Annotated in this window: 8 protein-coding genes and 1 pseudogene; 2 read left to right on the forward strand and 7 right to left on the reverse strand. The window is 44.3% G+C overall.

What is annotated here, in order from left to right; translation table 11 throughout:
• The first annotated feature begins 133 nt into the window (after positions 1-133).
• On the forward strand, positions 134-559 hold the full coding sequence (locus FFM64_RS09950) for an Lrp/AsnC family transcriptional regulator (protein ID WP_223876948.1): 426 nt from the start codon (positions 134-136) through the stop codon (positions 557-559).
• A gap of 701 nt (positions 560-1,260) precedes the next feature.
• Here the strand turns inward: FFM64_RS09950 and FFM64_RS09955 are convergent.
• The gene (locus tag FFM64_RS09955) at positions 1,261-2,148 is read right to left on the reverse strand and encodes an oxidoreductase (RefSeq protein WP_137607871.1); all 888 of its coding nucleotides are present in this window, start codon (positions 2,146-2,148) and stop codon (positions 1,261-1,263) included.
• A gap of 141 nt (positions 2,149-2,289) precedes the next feature.
• Here FFM64_RS09955 and rihC point away from each other — a divergent pair.
• A pseudogene (rihC, locus tag FFM64_RS09960) lies at positions 2,290-3,192 on the forward strand (ribonucleoside hydrolase RihC).
• A 170-nt stretch (positions 3,193-3,362) separates the two neighbouring features.
• Here rihC and FFM64_RS09965 read toward each other — a convergent pair.
• The 6 genes from FFM64_RS09965 to FFM64_RS09990 form a co-directional block, all read right to left on the reverse strand.
• On the reverse strand, positions 3,363-3,557 hold the full coding sequence (locus FFM64_RS09965; RefSeq protein ID WP_137607872.1) for a hypothetical protein: 195 nt from the start codon (positions 3,555-3,557) through the stop codon (positions 3,363-3,365).
• Positions 3,558-3,560: 3 nt separating this feature from the next.
• Positions 3,561-5,051 carry a Mur ligase family protein gene (locus FFM64_RS09970; protein ID WP_137607873.1) on the reverse strand — a complete coding sequence of 497 codons (1,491 nt, stop codon included), beginning with the start codon at positions 5,049-5,051 and terminating at the stop codon, positions 3,561-3,563.
• A complete protein-coding gene (locus FFM64_RS09975; protein WP_137607874.1) occupies positions 5,048-6,577 on the reverse strand; it encodes a glycosyltransferase in 1,530 nt (509 codons plus the stop codon). Before FFM64_RS09975 ends, FFM64_RS09970 begins: the two co-directional genes overlap by 4 nt.
• Before the next feature lie 10 nt (positions 6,578-6,587).
• Positions 6,588-8,093, reverse strand: coding sequence for an accessory Sec system glycosyltransferase Asp1 (gene asp1, locus FFM64_RS09980; protein WP_137607875.1), 1,506 nt, complete (start codon positions 8,091-8,093; stop codon positions 6,588-6,590).
• Between the two features lie 27 nt (positions 8,094-8,120).
• Positions 8,121-9,752 (reverse strand): glycosyl transferase family 1, encoded by a 1,632-nt coding sequence (locus FFM64_RS09985; RefSeq protein WP_137607876.1) that lies wholly within the window; start codon positions 9,750-9,752, stop codon positions 8,121-8,123.
• Positions 9,753-9,960: 208 nt separating this feature from the next.
• The gene (locus FFM64_RS09990; protein ID WP_137607877.1) at positions 9,961-15,555 is read right to left on the reverse strand and encodes a KxYKxGKxW signal peptide domain-containing protein; all 5,595 of its coding nucleotides are present in this window, start codon (positions 15,553-15,555) and stop codon (positions 9,961-9,963) included.
• Between the last annotated feature and the right edge of the window lie 149 nt (positions 15,556-15,704).

Here is a 15,704-nt window from a genome sequence, read left to right on the forward strand (position 1 = left end):
AACCGCAGTAAAACGCACCCATTTTCCACAATGATGTAACTGAAAAAGTTTCATGTAAACAGTCTAACGTTTTATCAAAAGTCTGTTAACATTAAAAGGAAAGTCTTTCCGTCCTAAAACTTTAGAAAGTAAGGTGTTCCGTTTGATTGATTCGACTGATATGGCCATTTTAAAAGCCTTGAATCGAAATTGTCGACTTAAAGTTAGCCACTTAGCACAACAAGTGCATCTAACCGCGCCAGCCGTGGCCGCTCGCATTGCCAACTTGGAAGCCACCGGTGTCATTAAAAATTACACCATTGAAACTGATTTGAACAAGATCGGTTTCAATCTCCAAGTGTTCATTCAAGTTAAATTGTTAGCCACTAAGCAAACCGCTTATCTCGCGTTTATTCACCAACACCGTAATGACATTCGCCACCATTACCAAACCACTGGTGAAATGAACTATCTCATCGAAGCGGCCTTCATGTCCCGTGACAACTTAAAAGATTTTCTCGACAACTTGACGCAATTTGCGAGCTATCGCGTCATTGATGTCCTGGGAAAACAATTTTAACTAAAGAAAGTTAAAAATTGCCAGTCTGCGCCACTACGTCAACAATTAGGTAATGAAAACTAGTTGATTACTGCCGCTTCCGGTTGTGGCCGACAACATGCGGACGAGGGACCGGTCCAAGACTTAGGAACGTCTTGAACCTCGCCCGGAAGCTTTGCCAAAAACGCAAATCTCCCGGACTGTCCGTGGTGTAAGGCCGGCAAAAGGAACGCCGGTCAAACGCCACCTGCACGTCCGATGCTATCGGCAACAGCCTCCAGCTAAGTCAGTAGTTGTTTTTTTGGATAGATTCGTTATTTACGAGTCAGTTAAAATTTGCGTGCGGTGTCGGCAAGATTAGTCGGCGTTCTTGGCTGACTAATCTCGCGGAGCAATTCAAAGACGTGTTTTATCGGCTTGGAATTGAGGCACTAGACCGTACTTTGGCAAGCGCCTTCCCCCACAGAACACCGATTTTGACTGACGGAGCGCTAAATTTGGGTGAGTCCTACTGCAGACGTAACGGTTACTGATACTACGACATTTGTGATGTTTTTGAGTCTTTCAACCTTTAGATTTTAACTAAAAACAGCATTTACAGACTTGCATGCGTCCATAAATGCTGTTCATATTAACAATATCCTAAAATTGTCATACCACACGGTCAAACGACATAAAATTGATCGTTTGTCTCATTTACTAGCGATCTAAATGGTCAACTTTTAGTTATGTTGATAATGCCGTTTGCCCGTACGCTGACCATGATGTTCGAGCTTTGCTAACTTGGCGGCACCATTAATTGCGGTCGTCATCATCTTGTCGAATTGACGGTCTGACAACCATTTTCTAGCAGTCAGTGATAGACCAGAACCCATCCCAGCATGGTAGCGCGACTTCGGTTTCACATCATTGACCGCGCGAACCATCAATTTCGCAATGACACCGGGATTCGATGCAAACTGATCAAACAGTGATAAGATTGCACCAACTTTGATTGCTTGCTCATGATAAGCCGTCTCACCAGAAACTTCTAATAATTTTTTCTCCGCGATGCCGGCCCATTCGGTCTTAATACCACCGGGTTCAATGATCGACACATCGATACCAAACGGGGCAACTTCCATCCGGATAGCGTCACTCATCCCTTCAATCGCATGTTTGGTGCCCATGTACCAAGCACTTAACGGTTGATAAATTTTGCCGCCAATTGACGATACGTTGATAATGCGACCGCGGTGTTGTGCTCGCATGATTGGCAATACCAGTTGGGTCAGACGCATTACACCGAAAACATTGACTTTAAATTGATATTCGCCTTCTGATAATGGCACGTCTTCCAACGCGCCATAAGAACCGTAACCGGCGTTATTAATCAAGACATCTAGCCGTTGTTGTTCAACTTGAATTGTTTTAACCGCTGCAATCAGCGTTTTTTCATCGGTCACATCAATTTTTAAAACGTGCACGCCGGCCGCAGCTAAGTCAGTCATTTTTTCAATCCGACGAGCGGCGCCGTAAACAATGTTACCTTGTGCTTGAAGCTTAAGGGCGGTTGCCTTCCCAATTCCGGAAGACGCGCCTGTAATTAAGATTACCCGTGGTTTTGCCATTGTTTTTTCCTCCATCATATGGAACGTTTAATGTCATGCTACGGCAATCCCGTTCGAATTGCAATCGGATTCATAGCCAACACTATGCTAAAATAAAAGCAACCATCGTGATGGCCTAGATTATCATTTGGAGGGATTCACATGCCAACTAAGATTATTATGGATACTGACCCAGGAATTGACGATGCAGCTGCGTTAACCATTGCACTCAATCATCCTGACTTTGATTTAGAATTAATTACCACGGTTGCTGGAAATGTTACCGTCGATAAAACGACTTTAAAATTAACACGTTTCTTCAATAGTTAAGTTCCAGTCGCAGGTGGTGCGCCACAACCCTTGATCAAGCCGTTTGAAGATGCTGTTCGTATCCATGGTGTCTCAGGTATGCCGGGTTACGATTTTCCAACTGACTTAGCCGATCCATTGCCAGAAACGGCGGTCGAGGCTTTGCGTGATCACATTATGGCCGCCTCAAAACCAATCACGCTAGTTCCCACCGGTGCTTATACTAATATCGCTTTACTATTTAAGACTTATCCTGAAGTTAAAAAGCAGATCAAAGAGATTGTCGCTATGGGTGGCACCCTTGGCAGAGGCAACATGACAAGCGCCGCCGAATTCAACGTCTTTACCGACCCACATGCGGCCGAGATCATGTATCAATCTGGTGTGCCCATTACCATGGTTGGCTTGGATGTGACCATGAAAGCCTTGCTAACACCGGCAACCATGCAAAAGTTACCAACACTCGGACGCACCGGTACCATGCTTCACGCTTTATTCACGCACTATGGTGATGGCGATAAAACTGGCCTACCGATGCATGACGTCAACACACTCTTCTACCTATTACATCCAGAAGCCTTCACCACTGAAAAAATGTGGATTGACGTTCAAACTGAAGGTCCTGCCAATGGCGAAACTGTTGGCGATACCCGCGGTGCATACCACGATGGTAAAACCAATGCCACGGTTTGTGTCGACATTGACGCTCATGCGTTTAATCAGTGGTTCTTAGAAACTGTCGCCGCAATCGGCTAGAACTTAGAATAATCACGAGTCTGGGGAAAAGACCAGACTCTTTTTTTGCCAAATATTTGTTATTAACCCGTGCAACAACAGTTAATGGCAAGCTAAAAAGCCGAACGATTGAGAGCCCCAATCATCCGGCTTTTTGGGCTATGCTAGGCTCATAACTTGCATAAACTTCCTTATTCCCAAGGATATTTGCCATTCTCATCCGTTTTTGTTTTCGCAACAAATTTTTTTGTTTGCTCATCCATTTCACGTCGAGATTTTTTTCGATTGCGGTGTCGAACTAGCATAACCAGCCCGCCCAGAACCAAATAAATAACCAAGCGCATCGCAGTTTTTAGGCTCGCGTAAATAGTCATTATAATCAACATTACTTATTCTCCTATTTGCTGACTAACTTTTTCTGGCAATTGCCATAAGTCAGAACCATACTTTCGGCCATCAGATGATTTTATGATTACTAACGAATCATTTGGTAAGTCTTGAATAACCTGATTTACAGCAGTCAAATCAGTATAGAAATCAGTTTGAATTTTTGCTGACAAAGCATCCACCAAGACCTTGATATCTGCATCTCGATACCCTATCAATTTGTCGATTTGACTCGAAAGAATACGCTCCTCAAACGCTAAATTATATTTAGCCGCTTTATTTCCTAAATCTTCACCAGTTTCCATGATTAGGACTTTCTTACCTTGATAAAATTTACCGCGTTCCTTGAAAACTGATAGCACATTATTAACTGAATGTAACGTCGATCCGTGCGTATCATCAACTACGGTCACTTGCCCATGGGCAGTATTAACCTTCTGAAACCGAAGCTCACTATTTAGTGCTTCGAAGCCCATAAATAGCTTTGTTAAATCTGGTAACTTGTATCCTAAGCTCTTGACCGTCACACATGCCGCCAACAGATCAGATATAACGCCGCTTCCGGGCATCGATAACTGAACCTGTTTTGTCTCATCTAACACTTGAATCGTCAGCTCAGTATAATCTCGAAAGTTTTTTTGTTCCAAAACATAAGCGTCAGCATGTTGGTCATGTAAACTATAATTGTAAATGTTTGTCGTGTGTTCGGCTGCCTTTTGTACGACATACTTATAGACACGTGGTGTCATATCGTAGTTAATGATGGCTCGACTATCTTTGGGTAGCCCTTCAAAGATACGGGTCTTCCGTTCCGCTAAAAACATCAGTGGATCTTCAACCTGATCTAACTCCGCCAAATGAGCACCACCGATTTGAGTAATAACGGCGGCAGTCGCACGATAAAGACGAGAAACGGGACCACCCTTCCTATCACGATTGTTCAAAGCATTGATTGACAATTCAGCAACCAACGCATCTGGATTTTGTAAGGTCGTCGTGAGCAAAGGCACCGCAACTTGCCGAACGTTTTCATTACCAATATTGGTTAACACTTTTTGGTGCAACATTGTCAGTATTTTAACGGTCATCAAGCGAGTCGTCGATTTACCAACCGATCCAGTCACAGTGATAATCTCACCAAAATATCGTTGACGAATATACGCCGCGACTGACTTATAAAAATCCCATGTATTTGGGACAATAAATTGGGGTAATTTATCTTTTAATTCTGGGACGGGTTCCTCTGTAATTAACAGCTTCACTTTAGGGTGTGTGGTAATCCAAGTCGTCAGGTCAAAGGTTTCTGGATATTGCTGAGCATGCAAAAAAGCACGCCGTTCAGTATTCATGAACACAAAAGCACCATTGACAGACTGATCTGAACCACTAAAATGAGCTCGCTTATGGCCGATTCGGTTGATAACTAACCCGGTAGGAACCTGCGGATAAAACTTACCCTCAAAATATCTAAAATCATTTTGGTCTAGTATCATACCATCACCTCTGCGTTGCTGTTAAAATACGTTAATAATCGCTGCCATTGGTCATAAACTTCATCTTCAGAATACCGTTTGGCATTTTGATAAGCATTGGCACTAAATTCAGCCAATTTATCCTGGTGGCTAAGCAGATCTAGCATTGCATCCGCCAACTGCTGAATATTACCATCGGTCGTTAAGATACCACTAACACCATCTTGAATAATGTCACTTGGACCATACTTGACGTCATTAGCGATCATCGGTAAACCATGTGCCTGTGCTTCCAGCAACATCAGTGAGAAGCCTTCGGCACGACTCGGTAAGAGACCAATTTGGGCCCGATTATAAACGGCATTCACATCCGTGGTGTAACCCTTGAATAGCACATCGTCTTCTAAATGCGCTGCCTTAACTTGTTGACGCAGTGCCTTCTCAGTATCACCATTCGCATAGCCCCACAATTCAAGCTTTGCATCTGGAAATTGGCGTTTAACTTGTTGAAAGGCTTCGATCGAATGATTTTGTTGTTTTTCTGGAGCTAGTCGGGCAACTTGCACAATCAGATTGGATTGCCGTTGATCAAAGGAAGTTGGCGACATTGCGAGTGTTTCATCTGTCACATATCCCACTGGAATCGTGAAGCATGGGATTGACTTTCCAAAGCGTGCCACGACATCAGCTGATTGTTGTGGTGTTGCGGCAATCACCGCATCCCATTCATCCCAATTATTTAACGCATTCGCATAGTTATTATTCAAGGTAGAATGTAAAACGTCACTGGCATCTCCCACGTGGTTGTTATGCAAATGGAGCACCTTACGCGCAGGTGTCGTCATATTGAATAATCCCCAAGCACACTCAACCGTTCGATCACAGATAAAGACATTTTCATCCTGATTCATGGTATTTAATTCATCATAAAAGAAACGCGTTAGCTCATTCAGACCATTAAACGTCCAACTGCTTTCACGGTAATTCAGCACCCGCCAAGTTAAACGCTCTTTCCCCACATGATTCAATAAATGTAATTTTTCTAGATGAATCTGGCCATCGGGACCAAAGTAAGCCTCTTGAGCAATTTTTCCAGTCCAGTCGAAGAACTGTTCCAAGCATTTCATTCCACGTGTATCCCACCAAGTCATCTTGAGGGTCTTACCATTCACGTCAAAGTATTGAACATTACTAATCTCATCACCTTGACCACGTAAATAGATCACCATTAACAGCTTACCTTGCTGGAAAACTTGTACTTGGCGACCTTTACGCGTTTTAATGGCGTCCGCTGGCACTTGAAAGTCCGCTAGCATTAACGGTTGTGTTGGAACGGTTTGACTGCCACAAAAGAAATCAAACAGATTAATCACATCGGCGTCCACAAGCCCAGCACCTTGAATCACGGCATGCAGATCCATCGCAAAAATGCGTGTCACAATTGCGGCTGCGTTATGATGCGCTTTGAAGAGTCGTAACCGATTGATCTCAGCCTCTTCAATACCTGATTTCGAGAATTGTAAATTATCATTTAAAAAATAATACATCTGCTACCTCCTAGCGTCCCAATAATCGTTGCCAACGATGCCAAACTTTTAAGTGCGTCTGGTTTTCATGAATGTGTTTAAATGCCGCTTCACTAAAGTTTGCCAGTTGATCTGGATGTTGTAAAAACGTGATAATCCGTTGACTCATCGCCAATTGATCACCCGCAGGTACCACATAACCATCAACACCATCATTAATAAAATCACGCGGACCATAGTTAAAGCGATAACTAATCACTGGAATCCCATGTGCCATCGCCTCAGTCATGGCTAACGGCCCACCATTCACAAGTTCAGTATTTAATAATAGTTGATAGTCATCATAGTGATCTGCCAAATGAGGATCGTAATCCTTCAAATGAACTTGTTGCGTTAATTTCAATGAGTCAATCAACTCAGTCAACGTCTTAATATAATCTGGATCACCAAAGCCGTATAAGTCACACTGAACATCTGGGACTTGATCACGTACTAATGCGACCACCCGAATTAACTGGTCCAATTGACGGTCTGGTGCTAGACGACCGACGTATAGTAACTGTTGATGCCGGTCAGTAATTGGGACCAAATGAGACTGTTTAAGCGCAGTCGTTGCGACTGTTGGCATTGTGGTGACAGATATCGCATTAAAACGTTGTTCCAAGTGTCGTTTCTGACTCTCTGTATCCGTAATAAAGCCGGTGAAATGTTGCAGATTGTCAAATGCTGGTTGTAAGAAACCATCTAATGGCGCATGTAACGGATCGTTAATGTCTTTAGTATGATAAACCGGAACCATCACAAACTTTTGCGAATCATCATTCAAGGCTAACAGTGGTTCTACCCCGGTCCCAGGACGATCACTAATAAAGGTCGTTTTTTCAGAATCCCGGTGGCTCAATTCTTTAATGAAGAAATTAAACAAAGCTGTTGGATTTTGGAAGAAACGTTCTGCTTGTCCAGCATAGTCTTTTAAAATAATCCGCGATGCTAAGGGTTTCCCTGCTGTGTCTGCCACGAAAAATTGTTCTAAAACAATTTTTCCGGCGGGCGTGTAATAACGCTCCATAGTCAATTTACCGTCTTGCCCAAAATATTGGGTAGCCGATTTAAAACCCCGCCAATCCCAGAGATCAGTGGAAGCACGATTGCCTTGATTATCCAAAAATTCTTGGTAGAAAACGCGGCCAATCGTACCCGGAATAAAGCCAACATTTTCAACTAAGTCGTCACCATCAAAAACCCGACTGAAGTTTGATCCCACTTCGACGGCATATTCCACCGGAAGATTTAAATCTTCGGTGTGCATTACCTTAGTTTCCACAGCCGTCGCATCCTGAAAATAGTCAAACATATTCAAGATCTGATCATCAGCTAAGTCAAAGCTGGCCTGTGTGCGATGTTGTAGCCGATCATAAACCTTGGTCACAATTTGAGCAGGCTTATGGTAATGATTAAACAACTTGACCCGTTTGATGGCCCGATGCTCAACGCTAGAATTTTTAGGTAGAATGTATTCATTAATAAAATAAATCATGTTAAATTCCTCTCTAAGTTAGTTTAATCATCGCCGATAAGTATAGTTATAGTAATTAATCAACCCTGATAAGAAATGCTCACAGTCATCAATCCGCGTTCTAAAACTATCATGCCGCGCATAAAAACCACCGATAAATTTTGAAGGTGCATATAAATACATCGCAATTTCAGGTAAGAAACTTCCCGTAGTCACTTCATACTCTGCCCGATATTTCAAGGCTTGACGTAACCGCCGTAAATCATAGGGTGCTAGTAAATCATCATTACCACTAGCTTTAACCATATCCGTCATTTTAACGGCGGCATCCAACAGCTCTAACAAGGTCGGATACGTCGTTTCTCGTTCTTCAATAAACTTGAGATGAATGAACACATTTTTCAATCCCAAGGCCATGTATTGGCGGTTGTCAGGGAAAACTAACAACGCTTCATTAATGGCATATGAAATCCAGTGATCATGATAACGGCCGTAATCATTGGCAACCATGAAGTCCAAAATCTGCTTAACTAGTGCCAACACCGCTTCATCTTTAGTCAGCTCGTAAAGTCGGGCTAAGCCAAAGACCACTTCACCTTCATAATAAATAATCCGATACGCAGCTTTTAGCGTTAAATCAGGATTTAAAACATGCACCATTTTTCCGTTGTCCTGAATAAAATGTGGCACACCTTTGAAAGCCTGCATTAGCACTGGCATAAAGGTCTCATCACCAGTCACGTCCTGGTATTTGCTCAGGGTCAGCATGAGTAACGCTTGACCACCTAATTTAAGCTCGCCATTATCATCAATAAAAATAGCACCATCCACTTCAACTGTGGCATTGTCTAATCCCCATTGGATTGCCTGCTTAATCTTGCTGTAATCTTCCGTCCGGCCAGTGAATTCAATGGCCTCTAGCAAAGCATATAATGAAGAAAAGTGACGAACACAGTTATAACTCGTCAATACACGTTGCCGACTAGGGTAGTAGCCGTAAATAAACTCGCCGGTGGGTTTCAACTGATTGATTAAGAAGCGCTCACCATCGTCGATGACTTGCTTAATCTCCGCTTCGGGATCGGTCAAAATACGAATTCCTTTCGCACAAGTTTCCGTAGTTTCTAACGACCAGATCTGACCACCGGTGGTAAAAATTCCTGCTGTGGTAAAGGTCCAAACTGACGCCGTCTTCGTGACATCTACTGCCAAGTCACCATCTCGGCGCTTTAAATATGGCACTAACCGCTCATAATCCACCCACGCTTTAGCAGAATTACGACCGATCTTATGCTCCTTGCTTGGTCTAAACATGGCCTGACCATTAATTTCCATCTCTAACAAGGCCGTTTTGAACGATGGATCAAAACTAACGCCATCTCGCCAATAGTTCATTCGTTCGACTTTTGCCAACCGGGCTTCGAATTGTGCACGCGATAACTTCTGAACAGACTGTACACTTTCAATACGAACCCATGCGTTCTGAGCAGTTTTAGTCAGTATGTCCGCAACGGCGCGCCATGCCGTGCTAAAAGTAGCCTCATGAATAAATTCAACCTTGGCTCGATGTCGCCGCTCAGACACTGATAAGACCAACGTAACCGTCTGAGTACTTGGATCGTATAAGTTTCCTAACTTTCTGATAGATTGCTTCAACTGATTAATTTCTGTCCGTTGCAATTTAACACCCACACCTTTCCAGAGTTAACTTTTCCCATATGTATGCCAAAACGGGTTAATAACCCGTTCTGACGCTCAAATCAATTGTACTGCCTAAATGATTAACGCATGTGTTAGAACGTTTATAAATTTAGTAATATTTTGGGAATTTTTTATGAAGCTTAACGAACCAACATTATTAATCTCAAACTAGACAGTATCTTTGGCACTATTTTGTATGGTCCTGTTTCTTGAACCCGCGACCAAGCAATGCAGCCAAACTGCTAAGGGCTAATAAGACTGCACCACCAACCGTAGCTGGGTTAGTGCTTGCTTCATTAGTCTGTGGCAAGTTGTAGGTTGAACCTAATTGGTTTTTATCATTGCCAGAGACATGATCCGTATTGGTGATGTGGTCGGCCATGCCATTAGCAGAGTCGGCGCTACCATTCCCAGTTGAACCATTGTTTTGATTACCGGAGTTCACAGTATTACTACCGTTTGACCCGTTGTTCTGATCACCGGAATTGCTACCGTTTGACCCGTTGTTTTGGTCACCGGAATTGCTACCGTTTGACCCGTTATTTTGGTCACCGGAATTGCTACCGTTTGACCCGTTATTTTGGTCACCAGTATTGATATTGTCACCATCACCATCGGTGTCGGTATCGGTATCCGTATCGGTATCCGTATCTGTGTCGGTATCGGTATCGGTATCCGTATCCGTATCCGTATCCGTATCGGTATCCGTGTCAGTATCGGTGTCAGTATCAGTGTCAGTATCGGTATCCGTGTCGGTATCTGTATCGGTATCGGTATCGGTATCGGTATCCGTGTCGGTATCAGTATCAGTATCGGTATCAGTATCTGTGTCGGTATCCGTATCGGTATCCGTATCAGTATCTGTGTCGGTATCAGTATCGGTATCAGTATCCGTATCAGTATCTGAGTCCGTATCCGTATCGGTATCGGTATCGGTATCCGTGTCGGTATCGGTATCAGTATCTGAGTCGGTATCGGTATCAGTATCCGTATCCGTATCCGTGTCCGTATCAGTATCAGTATCCGTATCCGTATCGGTATCTGTGTCGGTATTGGTATCGGTATCGGTATCCGTATCCGTATCGGTATCAGCATCCGCATCCGTATCAGTATCTGATTGATCACCGGCTGCTAAGGAAGCATAATAACCGGCTTTATCGGCAGCACTTGAAGCTTTCTTCTTAGCTGATGAAGCAGCTGAGGCAGCTTCTTTGGCTGCTTGCGCGTGACTCGAAGCGGCCGAATTATCATTGGCTGCTTCAGCAGAATCTGCATTTGCAGCGGCTGTGCTTGCAGCAGCTTCGGCAGAGTTAGCTTCACTCGCAGCTTCGGCGGCATCACTCGCAGCATTGGCTGCTTCAGCAGCATACGATGCTGAGCTAGAGTTTTGATTCGTGTATTGACCAGCGACATCTGCATATGAGCTCGCAATTTTATCATAAGAGTCAGCTGCGTTGGCATGATCTACAGCCTCACTTGCTGCAGAACTAGCTGTAGATGTTTGAATTGAATCAACAGTTAGGTAAGCACGTCCTAAGGTAACAGTCTGTGTGCTAGTCTTGCCATCTGTCGTAACACTGGTATTTACAACCAAGTAATAATAACCAGCTTGTCCTGCTGTAATATTGTTAAGGTTTAAATTAGCACCAGTTTGACCATCAAGTGCGGTGCCTTCACCATCAGCAGTAGCTGAGTAATACCATTGATAAGTTGCATCACTATCAGAACTGGTTGTATTACCTTCTGGGACCCAAGTTAAGTCATCACCAGTAGAAACTTCTTTATCGCTTAAACCATTACCAACAGTGATCGTCTTTGATGAAGAATAAGTTGAACCATCCGCATTAGTAATCGTAACTGTGATAGTTGTTGTCCCAGCACCTACAGCAGTAACTAGACCAGTATCATCAACAGTCGCAACGTTAGGATTGCTGCTAGTCCAAGTTATTTCACCAGTCGCATTACCTGGGTTAGTGGTTGCCGTATATTGACCGGTAACGTCACTATCATTTGAGTTATCAGTTGGTAACACAAGGTAATCATTCCCATTAACCGAAATATCAGTTGCAGGAATATCACTATCATAAACATCAACTTCGGCTAAATTACTACCCCAGTTATAGAAAAGATAAGCGCCAAGATTGCCATATTGTGTGTAAGCTTGGAAGACCATCGTTCCTGTAAAGTCACTCGCAATTTGTGCAGTCAAAGTACTAGTGTTTGATGCGGCACGATTGCTCCCAGTAGCTGATTGACTAGTTAAATAGCCAGCAGTTACTGCATCGGCAACTGACATCCACGTTCCGTTGACTTGTACATACCAACTCGTTTTACTACCAGTATTAATAGCACCCAAACCAGTTGCAGAAGCAACAGATAAGGTAATTGTATTGCCAGAAGTAGTTGAGGTGACTGCAGCCGGCTGAGTTGTAAAGCCACCGGAAACAACAATCCCAAAAATACTGCTTGCATCGCCTTGTTCATCATATTTTGGATTGGATAGGTCATTAGAATAAGCAACTGCGCTGGTAGCAAGATCTTTACCAACCGCTGCGGCTGAATTGGCTACTGCAGCGTATGAAGTAGCCGCATCCGTTGCCGTACTTGCAAGATTGACATATGAACTCGCATCTGCAAAGTTACCAGCGGCAACCGCACTTGACGCTTGTGTCATATAACTAGCAGCTTGTGAAGCTGAAGCATTTGCTTCGGCAGCGGCACTGGATGCATCCTTAGCGTAGTCTTGCGTTGCGGACACATATGATGACCCAAGTGCGGTATTAGTGCCCGTTGTATTTGCGATTGAATCAGCTGTTGATCCTGCAATCGCAGCGGCTGACGACGCATCCGACGCAGCGTTCAACGCATCTTGAGCGACCGAATTATAATAATCAGTCTCAGTATTCACGATTGTTGAAGTTAACGCTGCAGCTGCATTTGAAGCAGCGTTTAATTGTTCAGTGGCCAAGGTCAGCCCAAGTGACGCATAACTTTGTTGACGAGCGGCATTGGCATAATCGCCAGTTGCCGCATATGAAGCCGCTAAACTAGAGGCGTTAGCAGCATAAGCAGCGTATGAGCTGGCAGCGTAGGCTGCTGAGCTAGCAGCTGATGAATAACCATCAGTACCAGCATTGAAGTTCGCGCCAGAAATATAGGCGTTCGCGGCATCATTAGCATGTGAAGATGCCAGTGAAGCCTGGTTTTTGGCATTCTCAGCAGCGGCTGAAGCGGCATTGGCATAACTGGAGGCTAAATAATCCCCAGCTTCAGTCCCACCACCTTCGTTAACGGCTTGATTTAATGATTCAGTAATCGCACTTAATGCAGCTGAAGCGGCGGTACTGCCTAAAGCAGCATATGAACTGGCTGCGGCGGCATAACTCGCGGCATTAGCGGCGTATGAACTAGCAGTAACGTAATCACCAGTAGTTTCATAACCAGAAACTTGGTCATGCGCAGCTTGGGCTGCACTTGCGGCGCCAGAAGCTAGTTGTGCATATGAACTGGCATTGCTATAAGCTGAGTTTGCTTGGCTTGCATAGTAACTAGCCAGCGAACCACTCAGATTGGCACTTGAACTAGCTGCTGAAATAGCACTGCTAGCCATGTCGGCATTCGAACTAGCGCCTGAAGCATAACTTCCTGCCAAGTCTGCTGAGCTGCTAGCTTGTTCATCGTAAGAACCTTTTGGATCAGTGACTACGATCGTAATAACATTAGAAGAAGCCGTATAATTAGTAGATTGTACTAAAGTCGACTTTTTACCTGAAACATAGGCTTGGAAATAATAAGTCCCGGCTTCAGTCATCATATAAGAAAGATAAGCACTGCCATCACTTTCAACTTTGGTCCAAGTTTTACCATCAGTTGACATATACCAAACATACGTTGAAGTACTAATCGAATAGTTTGGTGCTAAAATACCACTACCATTGACTGCGGTAACCGTTGCAGCTAATTTGGCATTACTACCGACTTTAACCGTTTCAGTACTGGTGGTTAAAGTTGAACTTGCGCCAGAATTAGCGTCTTGTTCGCCAGAAACGTCGTTACTAAATTCTTTAGCTAACGCAGCGTTGGTTTGTGCTGTGGCAGCATAGCTTGCGGCATCTGCTGCGGCATTGGCAGCCACCCGAGCTAACGAGTTGGCTTCTTTTGGTGAAGCAGCAATTGCAGCAGCTTCGGTTGCTGAGCTGGCAACGGCATAAGCTGATGAAGCGGCATCCGCAGCAGCATTAGCTAATGACGCATAGGTTGACGCCTGTGTCCCATTATAAGTAGCAGCATCACTGGCAGCAGTCGTCGCATCAGTAACAGATGAGCTGGCTGCGTTAGTATCATTGGCAGCTGATGAAGCAGCATCTGAAACCGCAACAGAATTTGCATAAGTCGCGGAAGACTGCGCAGTTTCATTAGCAGCAGCAACCGCAGAATTATTATTAATCGCGGTATTCATATTATCAGTTGCTACTGAATAAGCGGTGCTACCGGCAGTGTAATCATTAGCAGTAGCAGCAGCAATTGCGGCTGCGTAGGCTGATGAAGCCGCCGTGGCAGCGGCTACGGCCGTTGAAGCTGCTGTTGATGCAGTAACTGCTGCGCCACTTGCAACGGCATAAGCTGAAGAAACATTGCCATTGTTTTTATCATATTGCATCGCAAGATAAGCACTGTTAGCTGCCTCAGTTGCGGCATTAGCAGCACTCGTTGCAGCATTAGCAGCTGAACTGGCAGCGGCATAAGTACTGCTTGCCAAACTTACCACGCCAGAAGTTGCCGCCGTTTTTGCGACGTCTGTTGCAGATGAAGCAACCGTTGCATATGAACTAGCAGCCGCTGCAGCAGAAACCGCAGCTGATGAAGCCGTTGCATAGTCAATTGCATTACCAGCAACTGAACCAACCCCGGCATCATTAGCGTTCAGATACATATTAGCTAAACTATTGTAATGATTTGCTAATGCGGCACTATTCAAAGCAGCTTGATAGGCACTCGAAGCAGCGCTTAACGCATTTTGTGTCTCTAAGGTATTTACTAAGTTCGCATATGAGCTAGCTTCAGAGGCATATGATGATGCCAAAGTTGCTGACGAGGCTGCGGCATTAGCAGCAGTACTGTCAGTGTTGGCATTTGAAGTCGCGGCATATGCATCAATCGCTGAGTTGGTGGCAGCGGTCGTGGCATCTGTTGATGTCACAACGTCAGCAAGCCCCTTTAAACTGTTTTGGGCAGTTTTTGTGTCTGAAGTTGCGGTATCGTCTGCAACCGAACTATTTGCAGCGGAACTACTATCAGTTACACTGCTTGAAACTGTGCTACTTGCAGCTGAACTACTGTCAGCCGCAGTACTTGATACCGTACTACTTGCGGCAGAGCTACTATCTGTAGCGACACTTGATGCGGTGCTGCTTGCAGCAGAACTACTATTAGTTGCAGTACTCGACGCCGTACTACTTGCAGCGGAGCTACTTGCCGCACTGCTTGAAGCATAACTTTCAACAGATGAACTACCGGCAGTGTCAGCCGCTAACATTGCAGCATTTTCGTAATCACTCACCTCGGTGCTAGCAGCACTATCCGTACTACTCCCCTCGGTACTTGAAGTTGTCACTGTACTTGCGGTATCGGCTTGTGCGGTGGTGTCAGCATGCGAAACGAGCATGCCACCAGTCAAGGCAAAGGATGCCATAGTCATAAAGACCCAGGTTCGACCCACTTTAAACATTTTGTAACGCAGTTTAGGGTCGCCCTTAAACGCCTTGTTTTGTAAAGATTTCACGATGATGCCTTCTTTCAGAATTTAATAAAACAGTTGATCTAAGTTGATTGATACCGAGATGCAACCCTAGCTTTTTATCAGCACTAATCAAACTATTAATGCGCGTACACAGTGTCTGACGTTCTAAGTTAACGTTGTTAATCATTCCC

It is taken from the genome of Lactiplantibacillus daoliensis (assembly GCF_005405005.1).
In the GTDB taxonomy this organism is placed as follows: domain Bacteria; phylum Bacillota; class Bacilli; order Lactobacillales; family Lactobacillaceae; genus Lactiplantibacillus; species Lactiplantibacillus daoliensis.

Bases quoted from the DNA above. Each gene is read 5' to 3' on its own strand.
- FFM64_RS09955 (WP_137607871.1), bottom strand. From the start codon at position 2,148: ATGGCAAAACCACGGGTAATCTTAATTACAGGCGCGTCTTCCGGAATT.
- FFM64_RS09965 (WP_137607872.1), bottom strand. From the start codon at position 3,557: ATGTTGATTATAATGACTATTTACGCGAGCCTAAAAACTGCGATGCGC.
- FFM64_RS09970 (WP_137607873.1), bottom strand. From the start codon at position 5,051: ATGATACTAGACCAAAATGATTTTAGATATTTTGAGGGTAAGTTTTAT.
- FFM64_RS09975 (WP_137607874.1), bottom strand. From the start codon at position 6,577: ATGTATTATTTTTTAAATGATAATTTACAATTCTCGAAATCAGGTATT.
- asp1 (WP_137607875.1), bottom strand. From the start codon at position 8,093: ATGATTTATTTTATTAATGAATACATTCTACCTAAAAATTCTAGCGTT.